Origin of the sequence: Pigmentiphaga humi, from assembly GCF_900606115.1 — a bacterium.
Classification (GTDB): domain Bacteria; phylum Pseudomonadota; class Gammaproteobacteria; order Burkholderiales; family Burkholderiaceae_B; genus Pigmentiphaga; species Pigmentiphaga humi.
Map to the genome: position 1 here is coordinate 37,664 of NZ_UWPJ01000013.1, position 25,968 is coordinate 63,631.

The 25,968-nt window shown below is 65.3% G+C and carries 25 protein-coding genes and 2 pseudogenes; 13 read left to right on the forward strand and 14 right to left on the reverse strand.

What is annotated here, in order from left to right; genetic code table 11:
• Positions 1–12 precede the first annotated feature (12 nt).
• From PIGHUM_RS07210 to hisA, 8 genes are all read left to right on the forward strand, one after another.
• Complete coding sequence (locus tag PIGHUM_RS07210) at positions 13–828, forward strand: ABC transporter permease (RefSeq protein WP_246013008.1); 816 nt, start codon at positions 13–15, stop codon at positions 826–828.
• Positions 829–934: 106 nt separating this feature from the next.
• Positions 935–1,180, forward strand: coding sequence for a BolA family protein (locus PIGHUM_RS07215; RefSeq protein ID WP_425466687.1), 246 nt, complete (start codon positions 935–937; stop codon positions 1,178–1,180).
• Positions 1,180–2,466: a UDP-N-acetylglucosamine 1-carboxyvinyltransferase gene (murA, locus tag PIGHUM_RS07220; protein ID WP_124078722.1), complete on the forward strand. Its 1,287-nt coding sequence runs from the start codon at positions 1,180–1,182 to the stop codon at positions 2,464–2,466. Before PIGHUM_RS07215 ends, murA begins: the two co-directional genes overlap by 1 nt.
• Positions 2,463–3,152 carry an ATP phosphoribosyltransferase gene (gene hisG / locus PIGHUM_RS07225; protein ID WP_124078723.1) on the forward strand — a complete coding sequence of 230 codons (690 nt, stop codon included), beginning with the start codon at positions 2,463–2,465 and terminating at the stop codon, positions 3,150–3,152. The genes murA and hisG overlap by 4 nt, the downstream gene beginning before the upstream one ends.
• Positions 3,153–3,285: 133 nt before the next feature.
• Positions 3,286–4,620 carry a histidinol dehydrogenase gene (hisD, locus tag PIGHUM_RS07230; protein WP_124078724.1) on the forward strand — a complete coding sequence of 445 codons (1,335 nt, stop codon included), beginning with the start codon at positions 3,286–3,288 and terminating at the stop codon, positions 4,618–4,620.
• Positions 4,621–4,656: 36 nt separating this feature from the next.
• The gene (gene hisB, locus PIGHUM_RS07235; RefSeq protein ID WP_124078725.1) at positions 4,657–5,244 is read left to right on the forward strand and encodes an imidazoleglycerol-phosphate dehydratase HisB; all 588 of its coding nucleotides are present in this window, start codon (positions 4,657–4,659) and stop codon (positions 5,242–5,244) included.
• Positions 5,241–5,873 (forward strand): imidazole glycerol phosphate synthase subunit HisH, encoded by a 633-nt coding sequence (hisH, locus tag PIGHUM_RS07240; RefSeq protein WP_124078726.1) that lies wholly within the window; start codon positions 5,241–5,243, stop codon positions 5,871–5,873. The genes hisB and hisH overlap by 4 nt, the downstream gene beginning before the upstream one ends.
• 80 nt (positions 5,874–5,953) lie before the next feature.
• A complete protein-coding gene (hisA, locus tag PIGHUM_RS07245) occupies positions 5,954–6,694 on the forward strand; it encodes a 1-(5-phosphoribosyl)-5-[(5-phosphoribosylamino)methylideneamino]imidazole-4-carboxamide isomerase (protein WP_124078727.1) in 741 nt (246 codons plus the stop codon).
• A gap of 125 nt (positions 6,695–6,819) precedes the next feature.
• Here the strand turns inward: hisA and argS are convergent, their stop codons facing one another.
• Together argS and PIGHUM_RS07255 are read right to left on the reverse strand one after the other, a co-directional pair.
• Positions 6,820–8,505 carry an arginine--tRNA ligase gene (argS, locus tag PIGHUM_RS07250; RefSeq protein ID WP_124078728.1) on the reverse strand — a complete coding sequence of 562 codons (1,686 nt, stop codon included), beginning with the start codon at positions 8,503–8,505 and terminating at the stop codon, positions 6,820–6,822.
• Between the two features lie 129 nt (positions 8,506–8,634).
• Entirely contained in the window at positions 8,635–9,357 is a 723-nt protein-coding gene (locus PIGHUM_RS07255) for a hypothetical protein (RefSeq protein WP_124078729.1), read from the reverse strand.
• A gap of 201 nt (positions 9,358–9,558) precedes the next feature.
• On the opposite strand from PIGHUM_RS07255, the gene PIGHUM_RS07260 reads away from it, so the two are divergent.
• Positions 9,559–9,882: a DUF1840 domain-containing protein gene (locus PIGHUM_RS07260; RefSeq protein ID WP_124078730.1), complete on the forward strand. Its 324-nt coding sequence runs from the start codon at positions 9,559–9,561 to the stop codon at positions 9,880–9,882.
• Between the two features lie 8 nt (positions 9,883–9,890).
• Positions 9,891–10,475, forward strand: coding sequence for a DUF924 family protein (locus PIGHUM_RS07265; protein ID WP_124078731.1), 585 nt, complete (start codon positions 9,891–9,893; stop codon positions 10,473–10,475).
• A gap of 43 nt (positions 10,476–10,518) precedes the next feature.
• Here the strand turns inward: PIGHUM_RS07265 and leuA are convergent, their stop codons facing one another.
• From leuA to PIGHUM_RS07315, 11 genes and pseudogenes are all read right to left on the reverse strand, one after another.
• A complete protein-coding gene (gene leuA / locus PIGHUM_RS07270) occupies positions 10,519–12,219 on the reverse strand; it encodes a 2-isopropylmalate synthase (protein WP_124078732.1) in 1,701 nt (566 codons plus the stop codon).
• A gap of 88 nt (positions 12,220–12,307) precedes the next feature.
• Positions 12,308–12,433, reverse strand: coding sequence for a hypothetical protein (locus PIGHUM_RS24330; protein WP_281279062.1), 126 nt, complete (start codon positions 12,431–12,433; stop codon positions 12,308–12,310).
• Between the two features lie 160 nt (positions 12,434–12,593).
• Positions 12,594–12,761 (reverse strand): annotated as a pseudogene (locus PIGHUM_RS24160) (aldehyde dehydrogenase family protein); the annotation flags it as partial.
• A 5-nt stretch (positions 12,762–12,766) separates the two neighbouring features.
• Positions 12,767–13,786 (reverse strand): Bug family tripartite tricarboxylate transporter substrate binding protein, encoded by a 1,020-nt coding sequence (locus PIGHUM_RS07280; protein ID WP_124078733.1) that lies wholly within the window; start codon positions 13,784–13,786, stop codon positions 12,767–12,769.
• Between the two features lie 74 nt (positions 13,787–13,860).
• A complete protein-coding gene (locus PIGHUM_RS07285; protein ID WP_222929232.1) occupies positions 13,861–15,075 on the reverse strand; it encodes an FAD-dependent oxidoreductase in 1,215 nt (404 codons plus the stop codon).
• A gap of 49 nt (positions 15,076–15,124) precedes the next feature.
• A complete protein-coding gene (locus PIGHUM_RS07290; protein WP_124078734.1) occupies positions 15,125–16,012 on the reverse strand; it encodes a polysaccharide deacetylase family protein in 888 nt (295 codons plus the stop codon).
• Positions 16,009–16,935 (reverse strand): polysaccharide deacetylase family protein, encoded by a 927-nt coding sequence (locus PIGHUM_RS07295; protein ID WP_124078735.1) that lies wholly within the window; start codon positions 16,933–16,935, stop codon positions 16,009–16,011. Before PIGHUM_RS07295 ends, PIGHUM_RS07290 begins: the two co-directional genes overlap by 4 nt.
• Positions 16,932–17,597 carry an isochorismatase family protein gene (locus PIGHUM_RS07300; RefSeq protein ID WP_124078736.1) on the reverse strand — a complete coding sequence of 222 codons (666 nt, stop codon included), beginning with the start codon at positions 17,595–17,597 and terminating at the stop codon, positions 16,932–16,934. The genes PIGHUM_RS07295 and PIGHUM_RS07300 overlap by 4 nt, the downstream gene beginning before the upstream one ends.
• A 45-nt stretch (positions 17,598–17,642) precedes the next feature.
• Entirely contained in the window at positions 17,643–18,446 is an 804-nt protein-coding gene (locus tag PIGHUM_RS07305) for an aspartate racemase/maleate isomerase family protein (RefSeq protein ID WP_124078737.1), read from the reverse strand.
• An 18-nt stretch (positions 18,447–18,464) separates the two neighbouring features.
• Positions 18,465–19,667, reverse strand: coding sequence for a CaiB/BaiF CoA transferase family protein (locus tag PIGHUM_RS07310; protein ID WP_124078738.1), 1,203 nt, complete (start codon positions 19,665–19,667; stop codon positions 18,465–18,467).
• Positions 19,660–20,586: a hydroxymethylglutaryl-CoA lyase gene (locus tag PIGHUM_RS07315; protein ID WP_124078739.1), complete on the reverse strand. Its 927-nt coding sequence runs from the start codon at positions 20,584–20,586 to the stop codon at positions 19,660–19,662. Before PIGHUM_RS07315 ends, PIGHUM_RS07310 begins: the two co-directional genes overlap by 8 nt.
• Before the next feature lie 114 nt (positions 20,587–20,700).
• Between PIGHUM_RS07315 and PIGHUM_RS07320 the strand changes: the two genes are divergently transcribed.
• The 3 genes and pseudogenes from PIGHUM_RS07320 to PIGHUM_RS07330 all read left to right on the forward strand — a co-directional run bounded on the left by PIGHUM_RS07320 (position 20,701) and on the right by PIGHUM_RS07330 (position 22,179).
• Complete coding sequence (locus tag PIGHUM_RS07320) at positions 20,701–21,432, forward strand: IclR family transcriptional regulator (protein ID WP_124078740.1); 732 nt, start codon at positions 20,701–20,703, stop codon at positions 21,430–21,432.
• Positions 21,433–21,544: 112 nt separating this feature from the next.
• Positions 21,545–21,872: pseudogene (locus PIGHUM_RS07325) on the forward strand (acetyl-coenzyme A synthetase N-terminal domain-containing protein); the annotation flags it as partial.
• Entirely contained in the window at positions 21,862–22,179 is a 318-nt protein-coding gene (locus tag PIGHUM_RS07330; RefSeq protein ID WP_124078741.1) for a YnfA family protein, read from the forward strand. The pseudogene PIGHUM_RS07325 and the gene PIGHUM_RS07330, both read left to right, overlap by 11 nt.
• Before the next feature lie 28 nt (positions 22,180–22,207).
• Here PIGHUM_RS07330 and metH read toward each other — a convergent pair.
• On the reverse strand, positions 22,208–25,968 hold a 3,761-nt coding region (gene metH, locus PIGHUM_RS07335), incomplete at its 5' end, for a methionine synthase (protein ID WP_246013007.1).

A 25,968-nucleotide genomic window follows, 5' to 3' on the forward strand; every position in this document is an offset into this window, starting at 1 on the left:
GAATCGACGAACGTGCCGGCAGGTGCCGGCAAGCCGGGCGGCTTCGTCGGCCTTCAGCCCAACCTGAATGCGGGTTCCGGGTTTTTGACGCTGTTTCACAAGGAATTGCTGCGGTTCTGGAAGGTGGGTTTCCAGACCGTCGCCGCGCCGGTCGTGACCGCGGTGCTGTACTTGCTGATCTTCGTGCACGTGCTGGAAGGCCGCGTCACCGTGTACGAGACGGTGCCCTATACCGCCTTCCTGATCCCCGGGCTCATGATGATGAGCATGCTGCAGAACGCGTTCGCGAACGCCTCGTCGTCGCTGATGCAGAGCCGCGTGACGGGCAACCTGGTGTTCATGCTGCTGCCGCCGTTGACGCATTGGGAATTCTTCTGCGCCTACGTACTGGCCGCCATCGTGCGCGCGCTGTTCGTCGGCCTGGGTATTTTCCTGGTTTCGATGTTCTTCGTGACGCCGCACGTGGCTCAGCCGGTATGGCTGCTGGTGTTCGCGCTGCTGGGCGCGGGCATCATGGGCGTGCTGGGGCTGGTGGCGGGTATCTGGGCCGAGAAGTTCGACCAGATGGCGGCTTTCCAGAATTTCCTGATCATGCCGGCCACTTTCCTGTCCGGGGTATTCTATTCCGTGCATTCGCTGCCGCCGTTCTGGCAGGCCGTGTCGCACTGGAATCCCATTTTCTACACCATAGACGGCTTCCGCTATGGGTTTTTCGGCATTTCCGACGTCACGCCCTGGCACAGCCTGGCCGTGGTCGCAGGGACCTTCCTGGTCGTGGCGGCATTCGTGCTGAGACTCCTCGCCACCGGCTATAAACTAAGGTATTAGGCCCCCTCTACGCGCTTGCGCGCGCCCCCAGGGGCGGCACTGGCGGACCGGCGGAGCCGGATCCGCTGTGCCCGTCGCGAGAGCTGTGGAATATGACGATATGAATATGACTCTTCCTACTTCTGAGCAGGTTCGGCAGTACATTGCGGACGGGCTGGACTGCGAGCGTGTCGAGGTGCAGGGCGATGGCCAGCATTTCGAGGCGTTGATCGTCTGTGCGGCGTTCGCCGGCAAGCGGCCGGTGGCGCGCCACCAGATGGTGTATGCCGCGCTGGGCGACCGCATGCGGGCGGAGATCCATGCGCTGTCGATGCGCACGCTGACCCCCCAGGAATTCGAGGCGGGCAATTGATGGACAAGCTCCAGATCACCGGCGGCCGGCCGCTGCGCGGCGAGGTCGAGGTGTCGGGCGCCAAGAACGCGGCGCTGCCCTGCCTGTGCGCCGCGCTGCTCAGCGCGGATGCGGTCACCCTGGAAAACGTGCCGCAGCTCAACGATATCGGCACGACGCTGCGCCTGCTGCGCCAATTGGGCGTCAAGGCCGAGCGCAGCCAGGCCGGCGGCGAGCCGGGCGCCGTGGTGATGCTGGATGCCGGCAAGGTCGAGTCGCTCGAAGCGCCGTACGAGCTGGTCAAGACCATGCGCGCGTCGATCCTGGTGCTGGGCCCGCTGCTGGCCCGCTTCGGCGAGGCGCGCGTCAGCCTGCCCGGCGGCTGCGCCATCGGCCAGCGGCCCATCGACCAGCACATCAAGGGGCTGGCGGCCATGGGAGCCGAGATCAGCATCGAGCACGGTTTCGTCGTGGCCCGGGCCAAGCGCCTGAAGGGCGCCACCATACGCACCGACATGGTTACCGTCACCGGCACCGAGAACCTGCTGATGGCGGCGGTGCTGGCCGACGGGCTGACGGTGCTGGAAAACGCCGCGCGCGAGCCCGAGATCGTCGACCTGGCCGAAATGCTGATCAAGATGGGCGCCCGCATCAGCGGCCACGGCACCGACCGCATCGTGGTCGAGGGCGTGTCCCGGCTGCACGGCGCCACGCATCGCGTCATGCCCGACCGCATCGAGGCCGGCACCTTTCTGTGCGCGGTCGGCGCGGCCGGCGGCGAGATCGTGCTGCGCAATGCGGATCCGGCCAGCATGGGCGCCACCCTGGACAAACTGGCCGAGGCCGGGGTGTCCATCGAGTGCGGCCCCGACTGGATCCAGGCGGGCATGGCCGGGCGGCCGCGCGCCGTGGGCTTCCGCACGCTCGAATATCCGGGCTTCGCCACCGACATGCAGGCGCAATTGATGGCGCTGAACGCCATTGCCGAAGGCACCTCGGTCATCACCGAGACCATCTTCGAGAACCGCTACATGCACGTCCAGGAACTGCGCCGGCTCGGCGCGGACATCGAAATCGACGGGCATACCGCCGTGGTCAAGGGCGTGGCGCGGCTGTCCGGCGCCACCGTCATGGCGACCGACCTGCGCGCCTCGGCCAGCCTGGTGATCGCCGGGCTGGTGGCCGACGGCCAGACCCTCATCGACCGTATCTATCACCTGGACCGCGGCTACGAGCGCATGGAACACAAACTGATGCAGCTGGGCGCCGACATCCGGCGGCTGAGCGGCAAAGGGAGTCCGGAATGAGCGCATTCGCCCCCGCCGATCCCAGCGCGCCGGTCACCCTGGCCCTGTCCAAGGGCCGGATCTTCGAGGAAACCATGCCGCTGCTGGCCGAGGCCGGCATCACCGCGACCGAGGATCCCGAGAAATCGCGCAAGCTCATCCTGCCCACCAGCGATCCGGGCGTGCGCATCATCATTGTGCGGGCGTCGGACGTCCCCACCTATGTCCAGTACGGCGCCGCCGATCTGGGGGTGGCCGGCAAGGACGTGCTGCTCGAGCATGCTGCCCAGCATCCGGGCGGCTTGTATCAGCCCGTCGATCTGCGCATCGGCAAGTGCCGGCTGTGCGTGGCGGTGCCCCAGGGCTTCGACTACGCCAGCGCGGTGCGCCAGGGGGCCCGCCTGCGGGTGGCCACCAAATACGTCCAGGCGGCGCGCGAGCATTTTGCCGCCAAGGGCGTGCACGTCGACCTGATCAAGCTGTACGGCTCGATGGAACTGGCGCCGCTGATCGGGCTGGCCGACGTCATCGTCGACCTGGTCTCGACGGGCGGCACCTTGCGGGCCAACAACCTGGTCGCGGTCGAAGATATCATGGACATATCGTCGCGTCTGGTGGTCAACCAGGCGGCCCTGAAAACCCGGCGACACCGGCTGCAGCCTCTGATCGACGCCTTCGCGCGCGCGAGCCTGGCCATGCCGGCCTGAGGCTCGCCGCGCCAGGCATCGTGGCGCGGCAAGCCCGCCGCGCCGCCCAGAGGCTGCGTTGTCCAACGCCCTTCGCGCTCAGCCGGCGCAGGGCCGGGCTGCCTTCCGGAAACCGACTTTGCAGAGCCAATGTATGTCCCTGATCAATCGACTCGACACCCGTAGCGGCGACTTCCGCTCCCGCCTGCAGACCCTGCTGGCCTTCGAAGCGTCGGAAGACGCCTCCATCGAACGCGTCGTGGCCGACATCCTGCTGGACGTCCGCACCCGCGGCGACGGCGCGGTGCTGGAATACACCCGCCGCTTCGACCGCGTGCAGGCGGGCTCCGTCGCCGAACTGGACATCCCGCGCGCCGACTGGGTCGCGGCCCTCGACGCGCTGCCGCGCGACCAGCGCGCGGCGCTGGAGGCGGCGGCCGAACGCATCCGCCTCTATCACGAGCGCCAGCGCAGCGAGACCTGGACCTACACCGAGGCCGACGGCACGGTGCTGGGCCAGAAGATCACGCCGCTGGACCGCGTGGGCCTGTACGTGCCCGGCGGCAAGGCGGCCTATCCGTCGTCGCTGCTGATGAACGCCATTCCCGCCAAGGTCGCGGGCGTGCCGGAAGTGGTGATGGTCACGCCCACGCCCGATGGCGTGCGCAATCCCATGGTGCTGGCCGCCGCCGCCATCGCCGGCGTGGACCGCGCCATCGCCATCGGCGGAGCCCAGGCCGTGGGCGCGCTGGCCTACGGCACGCCGTCGATCGCGCCGGTCGACAAGATCGTCGGCCCCGGCAACGCCTATGTGGCGGCCGCCAAGCGCCGCGTGTTCGGCGTGGTGGGCATAGACATGATCGCCGGCCCCAGCGAGATCCTGGTCATCTGCGACGGCAGGACGCCGGCCGACTGGATCGCCATGGACCTGTTCTCGCAGGCCGAGCACGACGAACTGGCCCAGGCCATCCTGCTGTGTCCGGATGCCGCCTACCTGGACGCCGTCGAGGCCGCCATGGCGCGCCTGCTGCCCACCATGCCGCGCGAGGCCATCCTGCGCACCAGTCTGGCCAACCGCGGCGCGCTGATCCTGGTGCGCGACCTGACCGAAGCCTGCGCCATCGCCAACGACATCGCCCCCGAGCACCTGGAAATCTCCACCGAGGATCCGGAGCGCTGGGCCGACCAGATCCGCCATGCCGGCGCGATCTTCATGGGACGGCACAGTTCGGAATCCATCGGCGATTATTGCGCCGGCCCCAACCACGTGCTGCCGACCTCGCGCACGGCCCGTTTTTCGTCGCCGCTGGGCGTCTACGATTTCCAGAAGCGTTCCAGCCTGATCAAGGTGTCGGGCGCGGGCGCGCAGACGCTCGGCCGCATCGCCGCCACGCTGGCCTACGGCGAAGGCCTGCAGGCCCACGCGCGCAGCGCGGAATACCGCCTGGAGGCCGATCCGGCCGCCCAGGGCAAGCCGGCTGGCGCCTGAGCGCCGCCTTTCAACGAGATCACCCCGGAAACGACCATGCGTACCGCCGAGATCACCCGCAATACCAACGAGACGCGCATCCGCGCGACCGTCAACCTCGACGGCACCGGCAAGCAGAACCTGCAGACCGGCGTGCCTTTCCTGGACCACATGCTCGACCAGATCGTGCGCCACGGCCTGATCGACATCGACGTCGTCGCCGACGGCGACTTGCACATCGACGCCCACCACACGGTGGAGGACGTCGGCATCACGCTCGGCCAGGCGGTGGCCAAGGCGGTCGGCAACAAGGCCGGCATCCGCCGCTACGGCCACGCCTACGTGCCGCTGGACGAGGCGCTGTCGCGCGTGGTGGTGGACTTCTCCGGCCGTCCCGGGCTGGAGTTCCACGTGCCGTTCACCCGCGCGATGATCGGCCAGTTCGACGTCGACCTGACGCGCGAGTTCTTCCAGGGCTTCGTCAACCACGCGCTGGTGACCCTGCACATCGACAACCTGCGCGGCGCCAACGCCCACCACCAGTGCGAAACGGTATTCAAGGCCTTCGGCCGCGCCCTGCGCATGGCGCTGGAAATCGATCCGCGCGCCGGCGGCGCCGTGCCGTCGACCAAGGGCGTGCTATGACCCGCATCGCCATTGTCGACTACGGCATGGGCAACCTGCGCTCGGTGGCGCGTGCGCTCGAGCACGTCGCGCCCGAGGCCGACGTGCGGATCTGCAGCGATGCGGCCGGCGTGCGCGCGGCCGACCGGGTGGTCTTCCCCGGCCAGGGCGCGATGCCCGATTGCATGCGCTACCTGGAAGAAACCGGCCTGCGCGAAGCGGTCATGGAAGCCTCGCGCACCAAGCCGCTGCTGGGCGTGTGCGTAGGCGAGCAGATGCTGTTCGAGCGCAGCGAGGAAGGCCCGGCCGACGGCCTGGGCATTTTCCGCGGAGAGGTCGTGCGCTTTGCCGGCCCGGCCTTCGAGGGCGAAGCCCGCCTGAAGGTGCCGCACATGGGCTGGAACCGCGTGCGCCAGACCCTGGCCCATCCGTTGTGGGCCGGCGTGCCCGACGACACCTATTTCTACTTCGTTCACAGCTACTATGTCTCCCCTGCCGATCTAGGGGTAATTGCCGGGCAATCCGATTACGGCCTCGCCTTTACCTGCGCGGTAGCCAGAGATAACATCTTCGCAACTCAGTTCCATCCAGAGAAAAGCGCCGGCGCCGGCTTGCGCGTGTACCAGAATTTCGTGGGATGGAACCCCTGAACCCCGCCCGCCGCAGTCTGGCCGGTTTTTTCCATGCTGCCCCGTCAGCGCTCCTGAATCGAACGACACCCTGATTCGCCATGCTTCTTATTCCCGCGATTGATCTCAAAGACGGTCGTTGTGTCCGCCTGCGCCAGGGCGATCTCGACGATGCCACCGTGTTCTCCGAAGAACCCGCCGCCATGGCCACCCACTGGTTCGAACTCGGCGCACGCCGACTGCATCTGGTGGACCTGAACGGCGCGGTGGCCGGCAAGCCCAAGAACGGCGCCTCGATCAAGGCCATCGTCGACGCCGTCGGCGACGATATCCCCATCCAGATCGGCGGCGGCATCCGCGACCTCGACACCATCGAGAACTATCTCGACAACGGCATCTCCTACGTGATCATCGGCACTGCCGCGGTCAAGAATCCCGGCTTCCTGCACGATGCATGCGGCGCCTTCCCGGGCCAGATCATCGTCGGCCTGGACGCCAAGGACGGCAAGGTCGCCACCGACGGCTGGAGCAAGCTGACCGGCCACGACGTCACCGACCTCGCCAAGAAGTTCGAGGACTACGGCTGCTCGTCCATCATCTACACCGACATCGGCCGCGACGGCATGTTGTCCGGCGTCAACATCGAAGCCACCGTCAAGCTGGCCCAGCACGTGCGCATCCCGGTCATCGCCTCGGGCGGCATCGCCAACCTGACCGACATCGAGAAACTCTGCGCCGTCGAAGACGAAGGCATCGAAGGCGCCATCCTGGGCCGCAGCATCTACGAAGGCACCCTAGACTTCCGCGCCGCACAAGAATATGTAACCCCCCCTACGCGCTGACGCGCGCCCCCCCAGGGGGGCGGCACTGGCGGACCGGCAAAGCCGGATCCGCGGTGCCCTGGATCGAGAGAGAGCAGAGTTCGCTGAGGGAGTGCTCCTGGTGTTCGGGGTGGACGCCATGGACCTTACATCCGGGAAGGGGCGGATACGCCCAGCAGGGCGAGGCCGTTGGCCAGGACCTGGCGGGTGGCGGCGAGCAGGGCCAGGCGGGCCAGCTTGAGCGCCTCGTCGTCGACCAGCACGCGTTCGGCGTTGTAGTAGGCGTGGAAGTCGGCGGCGCAATCCTTGAGCCAGAAAGCGACATGGTGAGGCGAGAGATCGGCTGCCGCCATACCCACCATGGACGGGAACTCGGCCAGCCGCTGCAGCAGCAGGAACTCCCGTTCGGCCGCCAGCAGCGACGTGTCGGCGCGGGCCAGGTCGCCCGGTTCGCCGCCCCACGAGGCCAGGATGGAACAGATGCGGGCGTGCGCGTACTGGATGTAGTAGACCGGGTTCTCGTCGGTCTGCTTGAGCGCGAGGTCCACGTCGAACACGAATTCCGTATCGGCCCGGCGCTGGATCAGGAAGTAGCGCACCGCGTCGCGGCCGACCCAGTCGATCAGGTCGCGCATGGTCACGTAGCTGCCGGCGCGCTTGGAGATCTTGACCTCCTCGCCGCCGCGCACGACCTTGACCATCTTGTGCAGCACGTAGTCCGGGTAGCCCTTGGGAATACCCACGTCCAGCGCCTGCAGGCCAGAACGCACGCGCGCCACGGTGCCGTGGTGGTCGGAGCCCTGGATGTTGATGGCCTTGGCGTAGCCGCGCTCCCACTTGGTGACGTGATAGGCGACGTCGGGCACGAAATAGGTATAGCCGCCCTCGGACTTGCGCATCACGCGGTCCTTGTCGTCGCCTTCGCCCAGTTCGGTCGTGCGCAGCCACAGCGCGCCGTCGTGCTCGTAGGTGTGGCCGCTGGCCACCAGGCGCTGCACGGTCTGCTCAACGCGGCCCGAAGTGTAGAGCGAGCTTTCCAGGTAATAGTTGTCGAACTTCAGGTCGAAGGCCTGCAGGTCGAGATCCTGCTCGCGGCGCAGGTAGGCGACGGCGAACTTGCGCACGTCGTCCAGGTTCTCGGCATCGCCCGAGGCCGTCACCGGCTCGGCGTCGGCCGCCTGCACCGTCTTGCGGGCCAGGAAATCGGCGGCGATGTCGGCAATGTATTCGCCGCGATAGCCGTCGGCCGGGAAATCCGGATGCTCGGGACCGTAGCCGCGCGCGCGCGCCTGCACGCTGATCGCCAGGTTGGCGATCTGGTTGCCGGCATCGTTGTAGTAGAACTCGCGCGTGACGTGCCAGCCGCTGGCGTCGAACAGCCGGCATATGGCGTCGCCCAGCGCGGCCTGGCGGGCGTGGCCGACGTGCAGCGGCCCGGTCGGATTGGCGGACACGAATTCGACCAGGACCTTGCGGCCACTGGACGGGGCGCGGCCGAACTCGGCGCCGCGCACGCGGATCGCGTCGATCACGGCCCGCTTGGCGGCCGGCGCGATGCGCAGGTTGATGAAGCCCGGGCCCGCGACTTCGGCGCCCTGGACCAGGCCGGCCACGCCGGGCTGCGCCATCAGCGCATCGACGATGGCCTGCGCCAGTTCGCGCGGGTTGCGCTTCATGGGCTTGGCGATCTGCATGGCCACGTTGGTGGCGGCATCGCCATGGGAGGCCACCTTGGGCCGCTCCAGCAGCAAGGTGGGTGTGGCGTCGGGGGCGACCGCCTTGACGGCGGCGCCGATCAGGCCGAGGAGGTGTTCCTGTTGCTCGGGGAGCATGGGTGGGCTATCACGGAAAAAGAGAAACCAAGAGCGGAATCTTAACAGCCGCCCGGCCCGGCGCCGGAAAAACCCGGATCCGATTGTCCATCGCCGCGGGCCGCCGCCGGCGAACGGCCCGGTTTCCGTCTAGTCCACGTCTCGCGTGGCCAGCGCGATCAGCCCGCGGGAGCGGTCGCCCGGCAGCATGCCGATCTCCAGGATGCCATCGTCATAGACCATCACGCCCGCCACGGCCTGCGCGCGCAGCGGGCAGGCGGCGCTGTCGTCGAAGATCAGCGCGAGGTCGAAGTAGTACCTGGCCGCTTGCGGAACGACCATGCCGCCGAAGCGGCAACTGCCGGCCTCGCCGCGCGAGACGCCCCAGACGCGGCCATTGGCGTCGATGCGGAAGCGGCCGCTGCTGCCGGTATTGTCGGTGAACAGCCAGGATTTGCCGGCCAGCAGGCCGAAAGGCGCGGGCTGCTCGTAGAGCGCGCTGTAGCCGGCGGCGAAGCGCATGCCGCCGACCTGGCCCGCCATGGTCGCTCCCGACAAAGTGGCGGTCGCCTCGCCGTCGGCGACCGCGCCGCCCGGCCGGTAATCCCTGCCGGCCGCCCGGAACGTCGCTCCCTGGACCGTGCTGGCGGCGTGCACCATGCCGAACTGGTAGATGCTGACGGCATCGTCCGGCCAATAAAATCCCCAGACCTGGCCGTCCGGGGCCACCATCATCGCGAACTGCGTCCGGGCGTCGGCGATCTCGCCGCGCCAGAAGCCTTGCGCGCCGGCTGGCCCGGGCCGGCCAGGCACCGCCGCACATCCCGCGACCAGCGCCATGCCCACGCACAGCGTGCCCAGCCTAAATCCCATGCTGTCCCATCCGTTCCTGGCGGCCTGATGCGGCCGGGCCACCCTTGCCCGCACCGCCGCGTCCTGCGCGTGACCAAACGTATCCAACCCGTTCCGCGCTGTCAACGCCGCAGCCTGTTGCAACCGGAGCCTCGGGGCGCGCCGCCGCGCGCGGCGCTTCGGCCATAATGAATCCCTGTGCAACAACCATAGCGCAAAGCCATGATCGTCACATTCAGGTCCAAGGCCGCCGGGGCGGTCATCATGCTGGGGGAACACGCCAAGCCGCTGCTCGAACTGGCAGGCAAACCGTCGGACATCGCCGGCGGCACGCGCGGGGTGTTCACCCCGGAGCAGCTGGGCGAAGCCATACGCCGCATCGAAGCCGCGCTGGGCAACGAGCGGGATCCGCAGTTCGACGAAACGGACCCCGTCGAGAAAGAAAAGGCCGCCCGCTACGTCGGGCTCAAACAACGCGCCTTTCCGCTGCTCGACATGCTGCGCAAGGCGCACGAGCAACAGGTCAACGTCACCTGGGAAAGCTGAGGCCAACCATGCAACGACCCGCTTGGCAGGACGTCCTGGACTTCTGGTTCCTGCCGCCCGACGATCCGGGCCACCTCAAGCCGCGCCCGGCCTGGTTCCAGAAGAATGCCGGCTTCGATGCCGAGATCCGCGCGCGCTTCCAGACCCTGGTGGAGCAGGCGCTTGCCGGCCGCCTGGCCGAATGGCGGCGCGAACTCGACGGCGCGCTCGCGCGCATCCTGCTGCTCGACCAATTCCCCCGCAACGTCTGGCGCGACACCCCGCGCGCCTTTGCGGGCGATGCCCAGGCACAGGCCGATGCGCTGGCCTTGATCGACAGCGGCCGCTACCTGCAATTGCCGCCGGTCAAGCGCGAGTTCGTCTACCTGCCGCTGATGCATAGCGAGAACCTGGGCATGCAGGAGCGCTGCGTGGCCTTGTACACCACGCTGACGCACGAACACCCCGCTTCGCAGAACTCGCTGGACTACGCCGTCCGCCACCGCGACATCATCGCGCGCTTCGGCCGCTTCCCCCACCGCAACGCCGCGCTGGGGCGGGCGAGTACGGCAGAAGAACTGGAGTTCCTGAAACAGCCGGGGTCATCGTTCTAGACCCGCCGAGGCCCTTGGCCTCGGCGGGCGCTTCCGGCCGGGCTCAGACGCTCAATTCGGCCAGCTTCGAGCCTGCGGCCTCGGCCGGCTGGCCGTGGATGCCGACGTGGCGGTTGACGGCGCTCAACACGGCCTTGAACGACGCCGTCACGATGTCGCTGTCCACGCCCACGCCGAAGCCGGTAGGCGCATCGCCCATGCGCAGTTCGACATAGCAGGCGGCGGTCGCGTCGGCGCCCACGCCGATCGAGTGCTCGTGGTAATCCATCATCCGCATCGGCATGCCCAAGGCCTGCACGAAAGCGTCGATGGGGCCGTTGCCCTTGCCCACGAGGGTCCGGGCCTCGCCGTCGGCGTGCACGTCCACTTCCACGCGCACGCCGCCCTCGATGCTGGCCATGCGATGCCGCACGAAACGGTAGGGCTCGTGCTGCTCCAGGTATTCCTCGCGGAAGATGGCGTAGACGTCGCCCGACGTCACTTCGCGGCCGGTCTCGTCGGTCACGCGCTGGATGGCGCGGCTGAACTCGATCTGCAGGCGGCGCGGCAAATCGAGGCCGTATTCCTGCTGCAACAGGTAGGACACGCCGCCCTTGCCCGATTGGCTGTTCACGCGGATCACCGCGTCATAGCTGCGGCCGAGGTCGGCCGGGTCGATGGGCAGATAGGGAACGTCCCAGACCGTGTCGGGCTGGCGCTGCGCGAGGCCCTTCTTGATCGCGTCCTGGTGCGAGCCGGAGAACGCCGTGAAGACCAGGTCGCCCGCATACGGATGGCGCGGGTGCACCGGCAGCTGCGTGCAGTACTCGACGCAGCGGCGCACTTCGTCGATGTCCGAGAAATCCAGCCCCGGCGAAACGCCCTGGCTGTAGAGGTTGAGCGCGAGCGTGACCAGGTCGACGTTGCCGGTGCGCTCGCCGTGGCCGAACAGGCAGCCTTCGATGCGATCGGCGCCGGCCAGCACGGCCAGCTCGGCGGCGGCCACCGCGGTGCCGCGGTCATTATGAGGATGCACGCTCAGGACGATGCTGTCGCGGTTGGCCAAATTGCGGTGCATCCACTCGATCTGGTCGGCATACACATTGGGCATCGCGCATTCGACCGTGGCCGGCAAATTCAGGATGATCTTGCGGTTGGGCGTCGCGCCCCAGGCCTCGACCACCGCATCGCACACTTCCTTGGCGAAATCGAGTTCGGACGAGCTGAACACTTCCGGCGAATACTGGTAGACCCACTCGGTATCCGGCCGCGCGTCGGTCAACTCCTTGATGAGACGCGTGCCCGACAAGGCGATCTGCTTGATCTCTTCGCGCGACATGCCGAACACGATGCGCCGGAACGCCGGCGCAATGGCGTTGTACATGTGCACGATCACGCGGCGGCCGCCCTCGACGGACTCGATGGTGCGGCGGATCAGATCCTCGCGCGACTGGGTCAGGACTTCGATGGTGACGTCGTCCGGCACCTGGCCCTGGTCGATCAGGCCGCGGATGAAATCGAAATCCGTCTGCGAGGCCGCGGGAAAGCCGGCCTCGATTTCCTTGAAGCCGATCTCGACCAGCTTGTTGAACAGGCGCGTCTTGCGCTCGCCGTTCATGGGCTCGATCAAGGCCTGGTTGCCGTCGCGCAGATCGGTGCTCATCCAGATCGGCGGCTTGGTCATGCGGCGGTTGGGCCAGGTACGCTCGGAAAAGTCGTAGGCGGGGAACGGACGATACTTCGTCTCGGGATTCTTCAACATCATGGAAACACTCCTGCTACTGCGGACTCAGACTATGCGGATAAACCGCGCGAGTGGCCGTGTGGAGGGCTGCCGAACTGCCACGAGGACGCTAGGTCCGGCAACCGATCGGTAGTAGTAGCGAGGAAATGATGATGGCGGCGATCGCGCGCACGTCTGCACGCAGCGCAATGGAGCGCTGGGCGGCGATGGTGCGGATAACGGCGGGGGATGCCATAACTTGCGATCGTGCTTCGGGAGAAAAGGAAAAACCGTTAGGTTTGGGCTATTAGGAAAACACAAATCCCGGGTTTTGGCAAGTCAGCGCCGTTTCTCTGGCGAGACAGAATCGGGAGTTTTGAGGACGTATGCGCGGGGCATGAAGTCGTCGGGAACGGGATGCTCAACAATGCCGGCCCGCCTCGGCGGGAACCGGTGAACCCCACAGCCTTGATGGCCGGATGGGCCACAAGCGCTTCACCAATAGCATTGTCGCCGTCCCGCACCATGGAGAACACGCCCTCGGGCAGGCCCCGCTCGCGTTCCACCTGCTGGATCGCCCGACCGCGCCTTAGTCCAGCTTGACGCCCAGAGGCTTGATGACGACGTCCCAGCGCTCATGCTCCGTGGTCAGGAAGTTGCCGAATTCCGCTCCGGTCATCCCGGACACGACCAGCCCCGCATCGCTGAGCTGCTTGCGCACCTCTGGCTTTTGAATCACGGTTTCCAGAGCTGACTTAAGCTTGTTGGCGATCTCGGGCGGCATGCCTTTGGGCCCCGCGATACCGAACCAGGTTTCTCCTACGACGCCAGGCACGAACTCATTCATCGTCGGAACATCGGGAAATTCAGGCAACCGCTTCGTGCCGCTGACAGCGAGCACACGCGCATTACCTGCCTTGACCTGCGCGAAGGCCACACCCAGGTTGTTGAACAGCACGTCGATCTGCCCACCGATCAGATCCGTCATCGCCGGACCGGTGCCTTTGTAAGGCACATGGGTCATCTCGATATGTGCCTTCTGTTTCAGCATTTCTCCGGTAAGAAAGCCGATGGAGCCTACCCCCGCGGAACCATAGTTCAAACGCCCGCCGGAAGCACGGGCAAGCTCCAGGAACTGCTTGAAGTCCTTGGCGGGGCTGTCTTTGCGGACAATGAAGCCGTTGGGCATCGTTCCCAGCAGCATGATGTGCGTGAAGTCCGACAACGGGTCGTAACTGATCCGTTGCCCCAGCAGCGGGCCGGTAGTGATCGCGGCGCCATTGCTCATCAAGAGGGTATATCCATCGGGCGCGGCCTTGGCCACAACGCCGGTCCCCAGAGTCGAGCCAACGCCGCCGCGGTTCTCCACCACCACCGGCTTGCCCAGGACCTGGCCGAGATGCTGGGCGACCACGCGCGCCATGAGATCAGTGGATCCCCCGGCGTTGTACGGCACGAGCAATGTCACAGGCCGCGCAGGATAGGGGGCTTGCGCGTGAACGGCAGGGGGGGCTGCGCCCAGCATGACGCACGCGACGCCGAGCAAGACTCGCCGATTGAATGCGCGAGCGATCTTGGCATGCACCGATTGTCGGGCAGATGTTTTCATGAATCAGGTCCTCGAAAAGGAGAAGAAAGCTGCATTCGTATCGGCGGCGGGCAATCCGCCCGGCGCCAGGCTCGTCAGACGATGGAGGCGGATTCCCGCAGGCCTGCGATCATCGATGTTTCCAGCAGGTAGGCATAAGCCTTCTCAGGGTTCTCCGCCTTGAGTTTGAGATCACGCAGGATCTGCTGCCGCTTCTCCTTATCCCCCTCCTGCATCCGCGCCCGATTGCGTCCCGACTGCTCGAGCACATGTTTGATTGCGATCGGCCTGCGTTGCCGGTCATACAACTCCAACAGCGCCATGCTTTCGCCCGCGTAGATGCGCCGCAGCTTGTCGCTCAAGTTGAATGCGTCGTGTATGCCCCCGTTCATACCCATACCGCCGCTCGGGCTGTTGATGTGCGCCGCGTCGCCCGCCAGGGCAATTCTCCCGTGCACGTAGTTGTTCACCACCCGCTGATGGATCCGGTACGGGCGGATCTCCATGACCCGGTAGGGCTGGTTCTGGGGCGCGATGAGCTGCAACTTGGCTTCGATGGACTGAGGTTCGAGTGCCTCTTCGAGCGACTCGCCCTCCCATGGATACAGACTGACGCGCCAGCGGTTCACCAGCTTCAACAAGCTGAAGGTCCCTTGTTCCGACCAGCAATAGTTGACGTTGGAAAGGTCCGGGATATGGCGCTTGAAATCCGTATCGGTCAGTACAAGAATGGTCGCTTCGGGGAAGGTCAATCCTTCGAAGGGAAGATCCAGGAGTTGGCGTATGGCACTCCGAGCGCCATCGGCGGCGACGACGAAACTGCCTGACAAGATCTTCCGCTCCCCATCTGCCAACTCGACAGTTACCGAGGCCTCATCTGGGGTCTGGTCGACAGCCACGCACTTGTGGCCCATCAAAACCTCCACTCCCGGCAGCCTGGTCTTGATGTGATCGAGCATCAATTCCACCAACCGCCACTGCTCGACCTGCAGGCGATACGGATGGGAAGTATCGTTGCGCAACGCAGACAGATCGAACTGCGCAAACTCTCCTGTTGCATGCATCCTGACCTGCCAGGTTGAACCCTTGAGGCCGGCATCGAGCAATTTCGACGTGATGCCGAACTCATCAAGCATGTCGAGCGTCGGCGGATGAAACGTCGACGCCTTCAATGCGTGCGAGAGCGTGAGATCCGCCTCGACGACAGTGACGTCGATTCCCGCATGCCCCAACCGCGCCGCCGTCACCAATCCGACCGGACCCGCCCCGACGACGATTACCCTTTTCTTCTCTGAAAGCAGACTCACCACACACCTCACTCTTATCGAATAATCCCTGTCCCGCCCATCTCTGTCCGGCTCAGGACGTCTCCACGCTGGCAGCCTTAACGCCGCGAATGTTCACGAACCTCACCCCCGGCATGGCCGCCCAGCGACGCAAGCCGCGCTCGAACTCGCGGAACCGGTGCGGAACGCCTACGATCCACGGGTGGACCGGCAGCGTCAGCAGTCGCGGCCCTTTGTTCAAGGCCTCGACACCCAGCCAGCGTATGGACTGCTCGATGTCATCGACGTACTGCCCGGTGGACTGTCTGCATACCTGCAAACAATGCAAGTCGCTGGCGAAGTGCTGCCATGGCACACACAGCAGGCTGCCGCTGGCGCAGCGGATGCGAAAAGGCAGCTCGTCGTTGTTCAGGTCCAGGAGCGTGTCCAGACCGGCCCGGGCAAGGATGTCCAGCGTGTCGGGCGAGTGCGCGCCAGAGGGCGGATGCCAGCCTTCCACTGCCAAACCCTGCTCCTCGACGATCTGCGCCAGCGCCTGGCGGACCATCTCTGCTTCCGCCGCGGGATCGCCGTATCCCGCGTGAATCGACCCGGCATCCAGCCCTGAGGCAACCGCGCTGAAACCAGGGCGCCGCAGCCGCGTCAGTAGCGGTCCGATGTTTCGGCAGGATTGGGCATCGACCGACCAGGTTGCGGCAGTGCCAGTAAGGTCGAGAAAATCGAGCAACCTCTCCAGGCCCTCCCGCTCGCCAACCTTGCGCTGTGACCAGTTCGCCAGGTCTGGATAGGGTCGATCCAATCCGCCAGGCACTGGAAATGGCGGTTTGAATGACAGAGGAAACGATTGCAGCGTCACAATCAGGTGGATCGCCACTTGCACCGGCTCACCCCATTGCAATGCTGGCGTCGACCTACTGTCCCGGTAATCGAACCAGGCGTGGTCCGCGTAGCCGTGAGTCATGTGGACACTCCCGGCGCCGAGAGCGCATGAGCACCCGACGCATCCAGTTTCTGGTCGTAGTAATCCGCGATGGCGCGGGCCTGAGTAATCCAGACCATGTCCCGGCACGACTTCACATGCAGCAGGATCTGGTCGAGCGCCCAGATGTACTGGGGCATGCCGATCAGGTACGGATGCAGCGGCAGACCGACCACCTTGGGCTGGACCTCGCTATCCTTGAGCAGTTGATCGAACTGGGCCTTGAAACGCTCGACGTAGGCATGCGCGGACAAGCCGCCCACGACCACCGCGAAGAAGTCGTTCAATTCCGACGAATAGGGAATGGAGAGCAAGCGCGAATCTCCGACTGCGAGCGGCAGGACGGAATCCGCCGCTCCCAGGTCGAAGACATAATCCAGGCCGCATGCCACTGCGCCTTCCAGCGTCGAAACGTTATAGGTCAACGCAGGCGAAAGCAGGCCGCGCACCTTCGCACCCGAGAAGGCTGCAATCTCATTGCACGCTGCCTGCAGATGCTCACGCTCTTGGTCCGGCGTTTCGCCAAAGACATAGCGCGTGTTGTATTGGCCGTGGCAGAACAGCTCCCAACCACGATCCACGAAGGGCTGAACCACTTGAGGCAGATGCTGGCACATGGCCGAGTTGAGCGAGACCGAGCCGCTCATGCCATGCTTATCGAAAAGCTCCAGGCAACGCCACACGCCGACGCGATTGCCGTAGTCCCGCCAGGACCAGTTCTGCATGTCGGGAAATGGACGCGGCCAGGGCGCGCGCGTTGCGTTCGGCTTGGGGTCGACCTCGTAATATTCGATATTCGGCGCCAGCCAGAATGCCAGCCGCTTTCCATCGGGCCATGCAAAATCGGGCGGCCGATGCGTTGCGGGCTGATGCGGCGCGAACAGCTTGCCATAGTCGATGCTCATGGCGCCCCCTTCAACCACGTCAATATCTCGGCAACCGGCAGCACGTCGGCATACTTGGCCTGCATGTCATAAAGACTGGCGAAGTGCGGCGACTCGTGTACGTCGGCGACGCACTCCTCCGCTACCAGCGTCAGAAAGCCGTTGGACAGGCTGTCGACGACCGTCGCGCGCACGCAGCCGGACGTCGACCCTCCGGTCACGATGACGGTGTCGATGCGCTGGGCGACCAGGTAAGGCAGCAGATGCGTGCCATGAAATGCGGACGGCATCTTTTTGATTATTTGCAGGTCTCTCTCCGAATCGACCACGACACGCTCGTCCAGCAAGGCCCGGTCGGATCCGAATTTGATGTTCTGCAGGCTATCCGGCGTGTCGCTGCGCAGACCCCAGACGCCGCAATCGCTGCCGTCCGCCATATAGGCGAGCGAAGTCCAGACGACGGGCCAGCGCATGCGGCGCAGTTCAGCGGCCAGACGATTGATCTTCTGGATTTGGTCCGGGTCGCCGGCATAGGCAGTCGCGTAGCGATCGGTGCGCGTATAGGCGTTCTGCAGGTCGACGTTGAGCAGCGCCGCCCTGCTGCCGAAGCCGAATGGCTTGCGGCGCGGATTGCGCTTGAGGTCGGCATACATCTCGCGCGCAGTCATTTGAGAAGTTTGCATGCGATGTCTTGGTGAAAAAAGAAAAAGTTGATGTGGCAGCGATGGCTAGCGAATCGCGCCAGCGGGCGTCGAATGCAGCCATCCCGCATCGCGCGTGAACCAGTCCGCAGGAGAGACCGCTTGCGCACCGCCCGCCGCGAGCAAAGACCGGGCCAGGCAGAGCGTGGAGGACAGAATGGGCGGGCTGGCCAGCCGGCTTGAAGTGAGGATCCGTTGGATGACAGGCAGCGACGACAGGCCCGTACCGGTGATCAGGATCGGGGAGGTGGCGCGGCTCGCCACTTCGGCAAGCGTGTCCTCGACGTCCGACGGCGTAAGGGTGTAGATGGAATGAAAGCCAGGGTTGGGATTCTGGAGCTGGCAAACACCGGTCACCCTGAAGCCCATTTGCTGCCAATACTCCACGCAACGCTCGGTGATCGCCGCCGGGTAGGGAGATACCAACTCCACACTGCGCGTCCCCAGCGCATCAAGTCCCGACTTCATCGCCTCGGCAGCCCGGATGAATTGCGTGCCGTAGCGCTCGCCAAGCCCGGAGAATATGCGTGCCTCGTTCTCGCTACCTATGAAATAGGACGTGGACGAACATGCGACGCCAATGGCGTTCAGCGGCGTAGAACCGAAACTTTCGACCGCCTTTGCCAGCCGCTCGGGATGAAAATAGTCGCTGAGACGTTGCTGGATATCTCCGCCGTTGTCGGTTAGCCTCGTCGTGATAAAAAACGAAGGCTTGGACATCAGTACGGACAATTCCCACTCGGTGGCGAAATTGCCATAGGGAACCATGAGGCCATACAGACCATCCGGCGCATAAGGATGAGAAAATCGGGCAGTGTTTCCGTGAGTCATCGTCTTTCTCGTGCGAAATCAGTTCGTTTCCGGGCTCGAGGCCACGATCGAGCGGCGTGCCAGATCCTCGACCTGCTCAGGCGTATAGCCAAGCGAAGCCAGAATGGACGCGGTGTGCTCGCCACGCCGGGGGGGATGAAGGCGCAATCCGGGACGCTCGCCATCGAGCGCGATGGGCAGCAACGGAACCCGACCGGAGCCAGCCTCGCCATCGAGCCGGATATCGGCCAGGCCGCCCGAGCCGTTCAGATGCGGGTCATCCAGCAATTCGTGCGGCCGGGCAATGGGCGCGAATGGCAAGCCATGGCGCTCAAAGACTTCCGCGATGGCACCCGCGCTCATGGCGGCCAGGCGGTGGCGCAACTCTGGCAGCAGCGTGTCGCGGGCCTCTACGCGCTGGTTGTTGGTTTCATAGCGCGCCTCGGCCTTGAGGTCATCGAATCCGAACGCATCGCAGAATATGCCCCACTGGGTGTCGCTGACGACTGCCAAAAAGATCTGCTCGCCACCTCGCACACTGAACACGTCGTAGATGCCCCATGCCGAGATACGGCTCGGCATCGGCGCAGCGGGTTTGCCCGTCACTTCGTACTGCAGCATGTGCTGGGCAACCAGGAAGATATTGTTTTCGAACAGCGCGCTCTGAATATGCTGGCCCCGCCCGCTCCGGTCGCGTTCTCTAAGCGCAGCAATGGCTCCCAACGCGCCGAACATTCCGCCCATGATGTCGTTGACGCTGCTGCCGGCACGCAATGGCCGGCCTTCCGGGCCGGTCATATAGGCGAGCCCGCCCATCATCTGCACAACCTCGTCCAGCGCGGTCCGCTTTTCGTAGGGCCCCGGCAGGAATCCCTTGTGGCTGACGTAGATCAGGCGCGGATGACGAGACGACAGACTGGCATAGTCCAGTCCAAGCCGTTGCATGGTCGACGCCTTGAAGTTCTCGCTGACGATGTCCGCACTCTCGACCAGCCGCAGCGCGATGGCCATGCCATCCGGATGATGCAGATCCAGCGCGATGCTTTGCTTGTTCCGGTTGAAGGCGGGAAAGAACCCGGCGCCCGAACCCTTCAGATTGCGGGTGTTGTCTCCCTTCAGAGGCTCCACCTTGATGACATCGGCGCCCAGGTCGCCGAGTATCAGGCCGCAGGTCGGCCCCATGACCATATGGGTGAACTCTACGACCTTCACACCTGCCAGAGGCAGCACAGAGTCAGACATGGCTGCGCTCCTCGAATCCCAGCGGCAGCCCCGCTTCGGGCAACATTCCATATAGCGGAGTGTCTGGCAGGCTCGCGGACAGGACTTGTCGCGCCTCGAGCAACTTGTCGATATCGACGCCGGTACGAAGACCCATGGCCTCGAACATATAAACCAGGTCTTCGGTAACCACGTTTCCCGAGGCGCCGGGCGCATAAGGACAACCGCCCAGCCCACCCAGGGAGCCGTCGAACGTCCGTACCCCGGCCTCAAGCGCCGCCAGGCAATTCGCCAAGCCCAGCCCACGCGTGTTGTGCATGTGGGCCGCGCCCGCCCGCGGACCGATGGCGGACCGCAACGAGCGGAACAAGTCCGATACCTGGCGGGGATTGGCATAACCAGCGGTGTCGGAAAGCCCGCAGCTCTGCGCACCGGCCCGGACCAGTTGCTCCGCCAGGCGCAAGACTTCGGCGGATGACACATTGCCTTGAAGCGTGCAGCCAAATGCGGTCGAGATGCCAACCTCGACTTCCATGTCCGGCGCCAGTTCGTCACGCAGTGCAACGATAGCCCTGACCTCCTCAACCATCTCGGCACGGCTCTTGCGCACATTCGCCAACGAATGGGCCTCGCTGGCCGATACCGGAACAGTCAACTTGTCGACACCGGCCTCGATGGCGGCGCGGGCGCCTCGGAGATTGGGCACCAATGCCGCCACCTCCAGCTCGGGAAGAGATTTGGCAAAGACCACCACTTCAGCCGTGTCCGCCAACTGCGGAAGCAGGTCGCGCCGCACGAACGACCCGACCTCGATCTCTCGAAGTCCCGCTGCCGCCAACGCAGCGATCCACTGCTTCTTGTTCGCCGTGGCCATCGACACAGAAAGCGATTGCAGGCCGTCTCTTGGCCCGACTTCGCTGATGACGACATCCGGTTTCATATTTTCTATCTTATAGAAATCAATTTTCTAAGTTAGAAAAATGGTAGCACAAGTGATGATCGTTAACATAGGGGTTGGTACTAAAATCGACAGTTACCGTCAGAACCTGCCCTCATGCCCCGCAAAGCCCGTATCGATTCAATCGCCGATGAACAATCCAGCCCGCATGGAGTCGCCGCGGTCGACCGGGCTCTGACCCTTCTAGCCGCCTATCGGCAGGGGGATTGCGCACTTTCATTGAGCGAATTGGCGGCGCGCACGCGCCTGTACCCAAGTACCGTTTCGCGTCTGCTCTCGTCTCTGATGCACGCACGGCTGATCGAGCGCCTGGAAGACGGGCGCTACGGACTGGGGCTGGAAGTCATGCGCCTGTACTCGGTATTCAGCGCGTCGTTCTCGATGGGCCGGGTTGTCATGCCGGCGCTTACCTTACTGGTGGAGCAAAGTGGCGAAAGCGCTGCCTTTCATGTCGCCCACGGGGATCATCGGCTTTGTCTCTATCGTGTGGACTCACCTCACCCAGTGCGCGACCACACGCGTGCTGGCGAACTGCTGCCGCTGCACCAGGGATCGGGCGGCCGGGTCCTGACTGCCTACGCGGAGACAATGCCCGCGGATACCAGCGCCGAAGACCAGGCTTTGTACGAACAGATACGCCAACGCGGATACTTCGGCGCAATCAACGACAGACTCAACGGCGTCGCGGGCATCTCGGCCCCGGTCTTCAAAAGCGACGGCTCGCTGGCAGGGGCGGTCACGCTGACCATGCCTAGCGACCGCTACGATGATCGATACATACCGATGGTCAGAGCAGCCGCCGAGGGCTTGAGCAAGCAGATCCCGTAGGATCCAAACGGCAGAAGCGCCGTGCCCATTCCCCCTCCCGGGTAAATCCGGGATATCTGCGCCGCCACGGCGGGTCCACCATCGTCGTGTATAAACGACGAGTGAGACAGCCGTGTCGAGCTACCGCGCCCTTTATACGCGTTCTATCGACGACCCGGCATCGTTCTGGACCGAGCAGGCCGCCCTGGTGGACTGGTAGACTCCCCCCGCCCAGGTGCCTGGACGACTCCCGCCTGCCCTTCGCCCACGGATTCTGGGGTGGGCGCACCAATCTCTGCCATAACGCGGTGGACCGGCACCTGGCGGCGCGTGCCGACCAGCCGACGCTGGTGCATGTCTCCACAGAAACCGGCAGCGAGCGCACCTATACCTACGCGCAGCTACACGACGAGGTCAGCCGCATGGCCGCCGCCATGCCACAATCTCTCCATGCGCACCGTCCTGCTCTACCTCGCTACCGCCTTCGCCGAAATCGCCGGCTGCTACCTGCCCTACCTCTGGTTGCGCGAAGGCCGCTCCGCCTGGCTGCTCGTGCCCGCGGCGGCCTGCCTCGCGCTGTTCGCCTGGTTGCTCACCCTGCACCCCACCGCCGCAGGCCGCGTCTATGCCGCCTATGGCGGCGTCTACATAGGCGCGGCCATCCTGTGGCTATGGGCTGTCGACGGCATACGGCCCACGAGTTGGGACGCGGTCGGCGCGCTGGTGGCACTGGCTGGCATGGGAATCATCATTTTCCAGCCGAAGTAGGCGACGCCGGCGCACCGGCTGGCCCTCTTCACCCCAGGCTCGACATCAACGCCCGCCGCAGCTCCTCCTCGGTCCGCCCGCTGCGCGCCGCGTAGTCGGCCAGCTGGTCCTCGCCGATCTTGCCCACGTTGAAGTACTGCGACTCGGGGTGGCTGAAGTAGAAGCCCGACACCGCGGCCGCCGGGTGCATGGCGAAGCTGTCGGTCAGCTCCATGCCGATGTCCTGGCAACCCATGACGTCGAACATGTCGCGCTTGACCGTATGTTCCGGGCAGGCCGGATAGCCGGGCGCCGGGCGGATGCCCCGGTAGGTTTCGCGGATCAGCGCTTCGTTGTCGAGCGACTCGTCCGCCGCATAGCCCCAGAGGTCCTTGCGCACGCGCTCGTGCATCGCTTCGGCGTAGGCCTCCGCCAGGCGGTCGGCGATGGCCTTGAGCATGATGCCGTTGTAGTCGTCGTGTTCTTTCTGGAACTGCGCTTCCCACTTTTCGATGCCCAGCCCGGCGGTTACCGCGAACATGCCGATGTAGTCGGCGATGCCGCTGGCCTTGGGCGCGATGAAATCGGCCAGGCACTTGTTGTCCACGCCTTCGCGCTTGGCCGTCTGCTGGCGCAGGTTGCGCCAGGTGAACAGCACGTCGCTGCGGGTATCGTCGGCGTAGATCTCGATGTCGTCGGCATTGATGGTGTTGGCCGGGTAGAAGGCCACCACGGCGTTGGCGGTGAGCCAGCGGCCGTCGATCACGCGCTTGAGCAGGGCCTGGCCGTCAGCGTACACCTTGCGCGCCGAGTCGCCCACCACTTCGTCCTGCAGAATGGCGGGGAACGGGCCGTGCAGATCCCAGGTCTGGAAGAACGGCTGCCAGTCGATGTAGCGAGCGATATCGGCCAGGTCGAAGTTCTTGAACAGCCGGCGGCCCAGGAACTTGGGCCGCGGCGGCCGGTAGCCCTGCCAGACGATGGCGGGCTTGTTCGCGCGCGCCTCGGTGAGCGGGATCAGCGGCGTGGCCTTGCGGTTGGCGTACTGCTCTCGCACGCGCTCGTACTCGGCCTTGATGCCGGCGAGGTATTGCGCCGCCTGGTCGGACACCAGGTTCTGCGCCACGCCGACCGAGCGGCTGGCGTCGGTCACGTAGATGACTGGACCTTCGTAGTGCGGCGCGATCTTCACCGCGGTATGCACGCGGCTGGTCGTGGCGCCGCCGATCAGGAGCGGCAGGCTGCGTTCGCGGAAGTACTCGTCGCGCTGCATCTCGGAGGCGACGTAGGCCATCTCCTCCAGGCTGGGCGTGATCAGCCCGGACAGCCCGACCATGTCCGCCCCCTCTTCCTTGGCCTTGGCCAGGATCTCGGCGGCGGGCACCATGACCCCCATGTTGACCACTTCGAAGTTGTTGCACTGGAGCACGACGCTGACGATGTTCTTGCCGATGTCGTGCACGTCGCCCTTGACCGTGGCGATGACGATCTTGCCCTTGGAGCGCACGTCGCCGCCGGCGGCCTCGAGCCGGCGCTTTTCTTCCTCGATGAAGGGAATCAAGTGGGCCACGGCCTGCTTCATGACGCGCGCCGACTTCACCACCTGCGGCAGGAACATCTTGCCCGAACCGAACAGGTCGCCCACCACGTTCATGCCGTCCATCAACGGCCCTTCGATCACTTCGATGGGACGGCCGCCGCGCGCGTCCACGGCCTGGCGCGCCTCCTCGGTATCGTCGACGATGAACGCATTGATGCCGTGCACCAGCGCATGCGTGAGCCGCTCGCCGAAGGGCAGCGCGCGCCATGCGAGGTCTTCTTCCTTCTTGGCCCCGGAGCCCTTGATGGTCTCGGCGAACTGCACCAGCCGCTCGGTGGGCGTGCGCTCGTCGGCGGGATCCTTGCGGCCCGCCGGCTCGGCGCGGTCCAGCACCACGTCCTCGACCAGGTCGCGCAGCACCGGGTCCAGGTCGGCGTAGACCCCCAGCTGGCCGGCATTGACGATGCCCATGGTCAGCCCCTCGCGGATCGCGTAGTACAGGAAGACCGTGTGGATGGCTTCGCGCATGGGCTCGTTGCCGCGGAACGAGAAGCTCACGTTCGAGATGCCGCCGGAAATCCTGGCGTGCGGCAGGTTCTGCCGTATCCAGCGCGCGCCTTCGATGAAGTCCACGGCGTAGTGGTTGTGCTCTTCGATGCCGGTGGCGATGGCGAACACGTTCGGATCGAAGATGATGTCCTCGGGCGGAAAGCCCACCTCTTCCACCAGCAGTTGGTAGGCGCGTCCGCAGATGTCGATGCGGCGCTGGAGCGTGTCGGCCTGGCCTTTTTCATCGAAGGCCATCACCACCACGGCGGCGCCGTAGCGGCGGCACAGGCGCGCCTGCTCCAGGAAGGGCGCGATGCCTTCCTTCATCGAGATCGAGTTGACCACCGGCTTGCCCTGCACGCATTTCAGGCCGGCCTCGATCACGCTCCACTTGGAGCTGTCGATCATGACGGGCACGCGCGAGATGTCGGGCTCGGAGGCGATCAGGTTGAGGAAGCGCGCCATGCTGGCCTGCGAATCCAGCATCGCCTCGTCCATGTTGATGTCGATGATCTGCGCGCCGTTCTCGACCTGCTGTCGCGCCACCGCCAGCGCCTCGTCGAATTTTTCCTCGCGGATCAGGCGCGCGAACATCTTGCTGCCGGTCACGTTGGTGCGCTCGCCAACGTTGACGAACAGCGTGTGTTCGTCGATGTTAAGCGCTTCCAGCCCGGACAGCCGCGTCTTGGTCTCCACCACCGGCGGCTGGCGCAGCGGCAGGCCCGCCACCTTCTGCGCGATGGCGCGGATGTGGTCCGGCGTGGTGCCGCAACAGCCGCCCACCACGTTGACGAAGCCCGCGCGCGCGAACTCTTCGAGCAGGCGCGAGGTGTCTTCGGGCGTTTCGTCGAAACCGGTGTCGCTGAGCGGGTTGGGCAGGCCGGCGTTGGGATAGACGCAGACGAAGGTATCGCAGATCTTGGACAGCTCGGCGATGTAGGGGCGCATCAGCGCCGCGCCCAGCGCACAGTTCAGGCCGATGGTGACCGGGCGCGCATGGCGCATCGAGTTCCAGAACGCCTCGACGGTCTGGCCCGACAGGATGCGGCCCGATGCGTCGGTGACCGTGCCCGAGATCATCACCGGCAGGCGTTCCCCGCGCGCCTCGAACACTTCCTCGACCGCGAAGATTGCCGCCTTGGCGTTCAGCGTATCGAAGATGGTCTCGATCAGCACGATGTCGATGCCGCCGTCGAGCAGCCCGTTCAACTGCTCGGTGTAGGCCGCGCGCAGTTCATCGAAGGTGACGTTGCGCGCGGCAGGGTCGTTCACGTCGGGCGAGATCGACGCGGTCTTGGGCTGCGGACCCAGCGCGCCGGCCACGAAGCGCGGCCGCTCCGGCGTGCTGAACGCATCGCAGGCCTCGCGCGCCAGCCGCGCCGACGCCACGTTCAACTCGTAGGCCACGCCGGAGAGGTCGTAGTCGCCCTGGGCGATGGCAGTGGCGCCGAAGGTATTGGTCGAGAGAATGTCGGCGCCGGCCGCCAGGTAGCCCCGGTGGATCTCGCCGACGATCCCGGGCCGGGTCAGGCTGAGCAGCTCGTTGTTGCCTTTCACGTCCTTGCCGTGCGCGGCGAAACGCTCGCCGCGGAACGCCGCCTCGTCCAGCTTGTACTGCTGGACCATCGTGCCCATGGCGCCATCCAGGATCAGGATGCGCTCGGCCAGCAGTCGCACGAACTCGGCGCCTCGCGTGTAGGAGGAAGGGGGCAGGGGAAGGG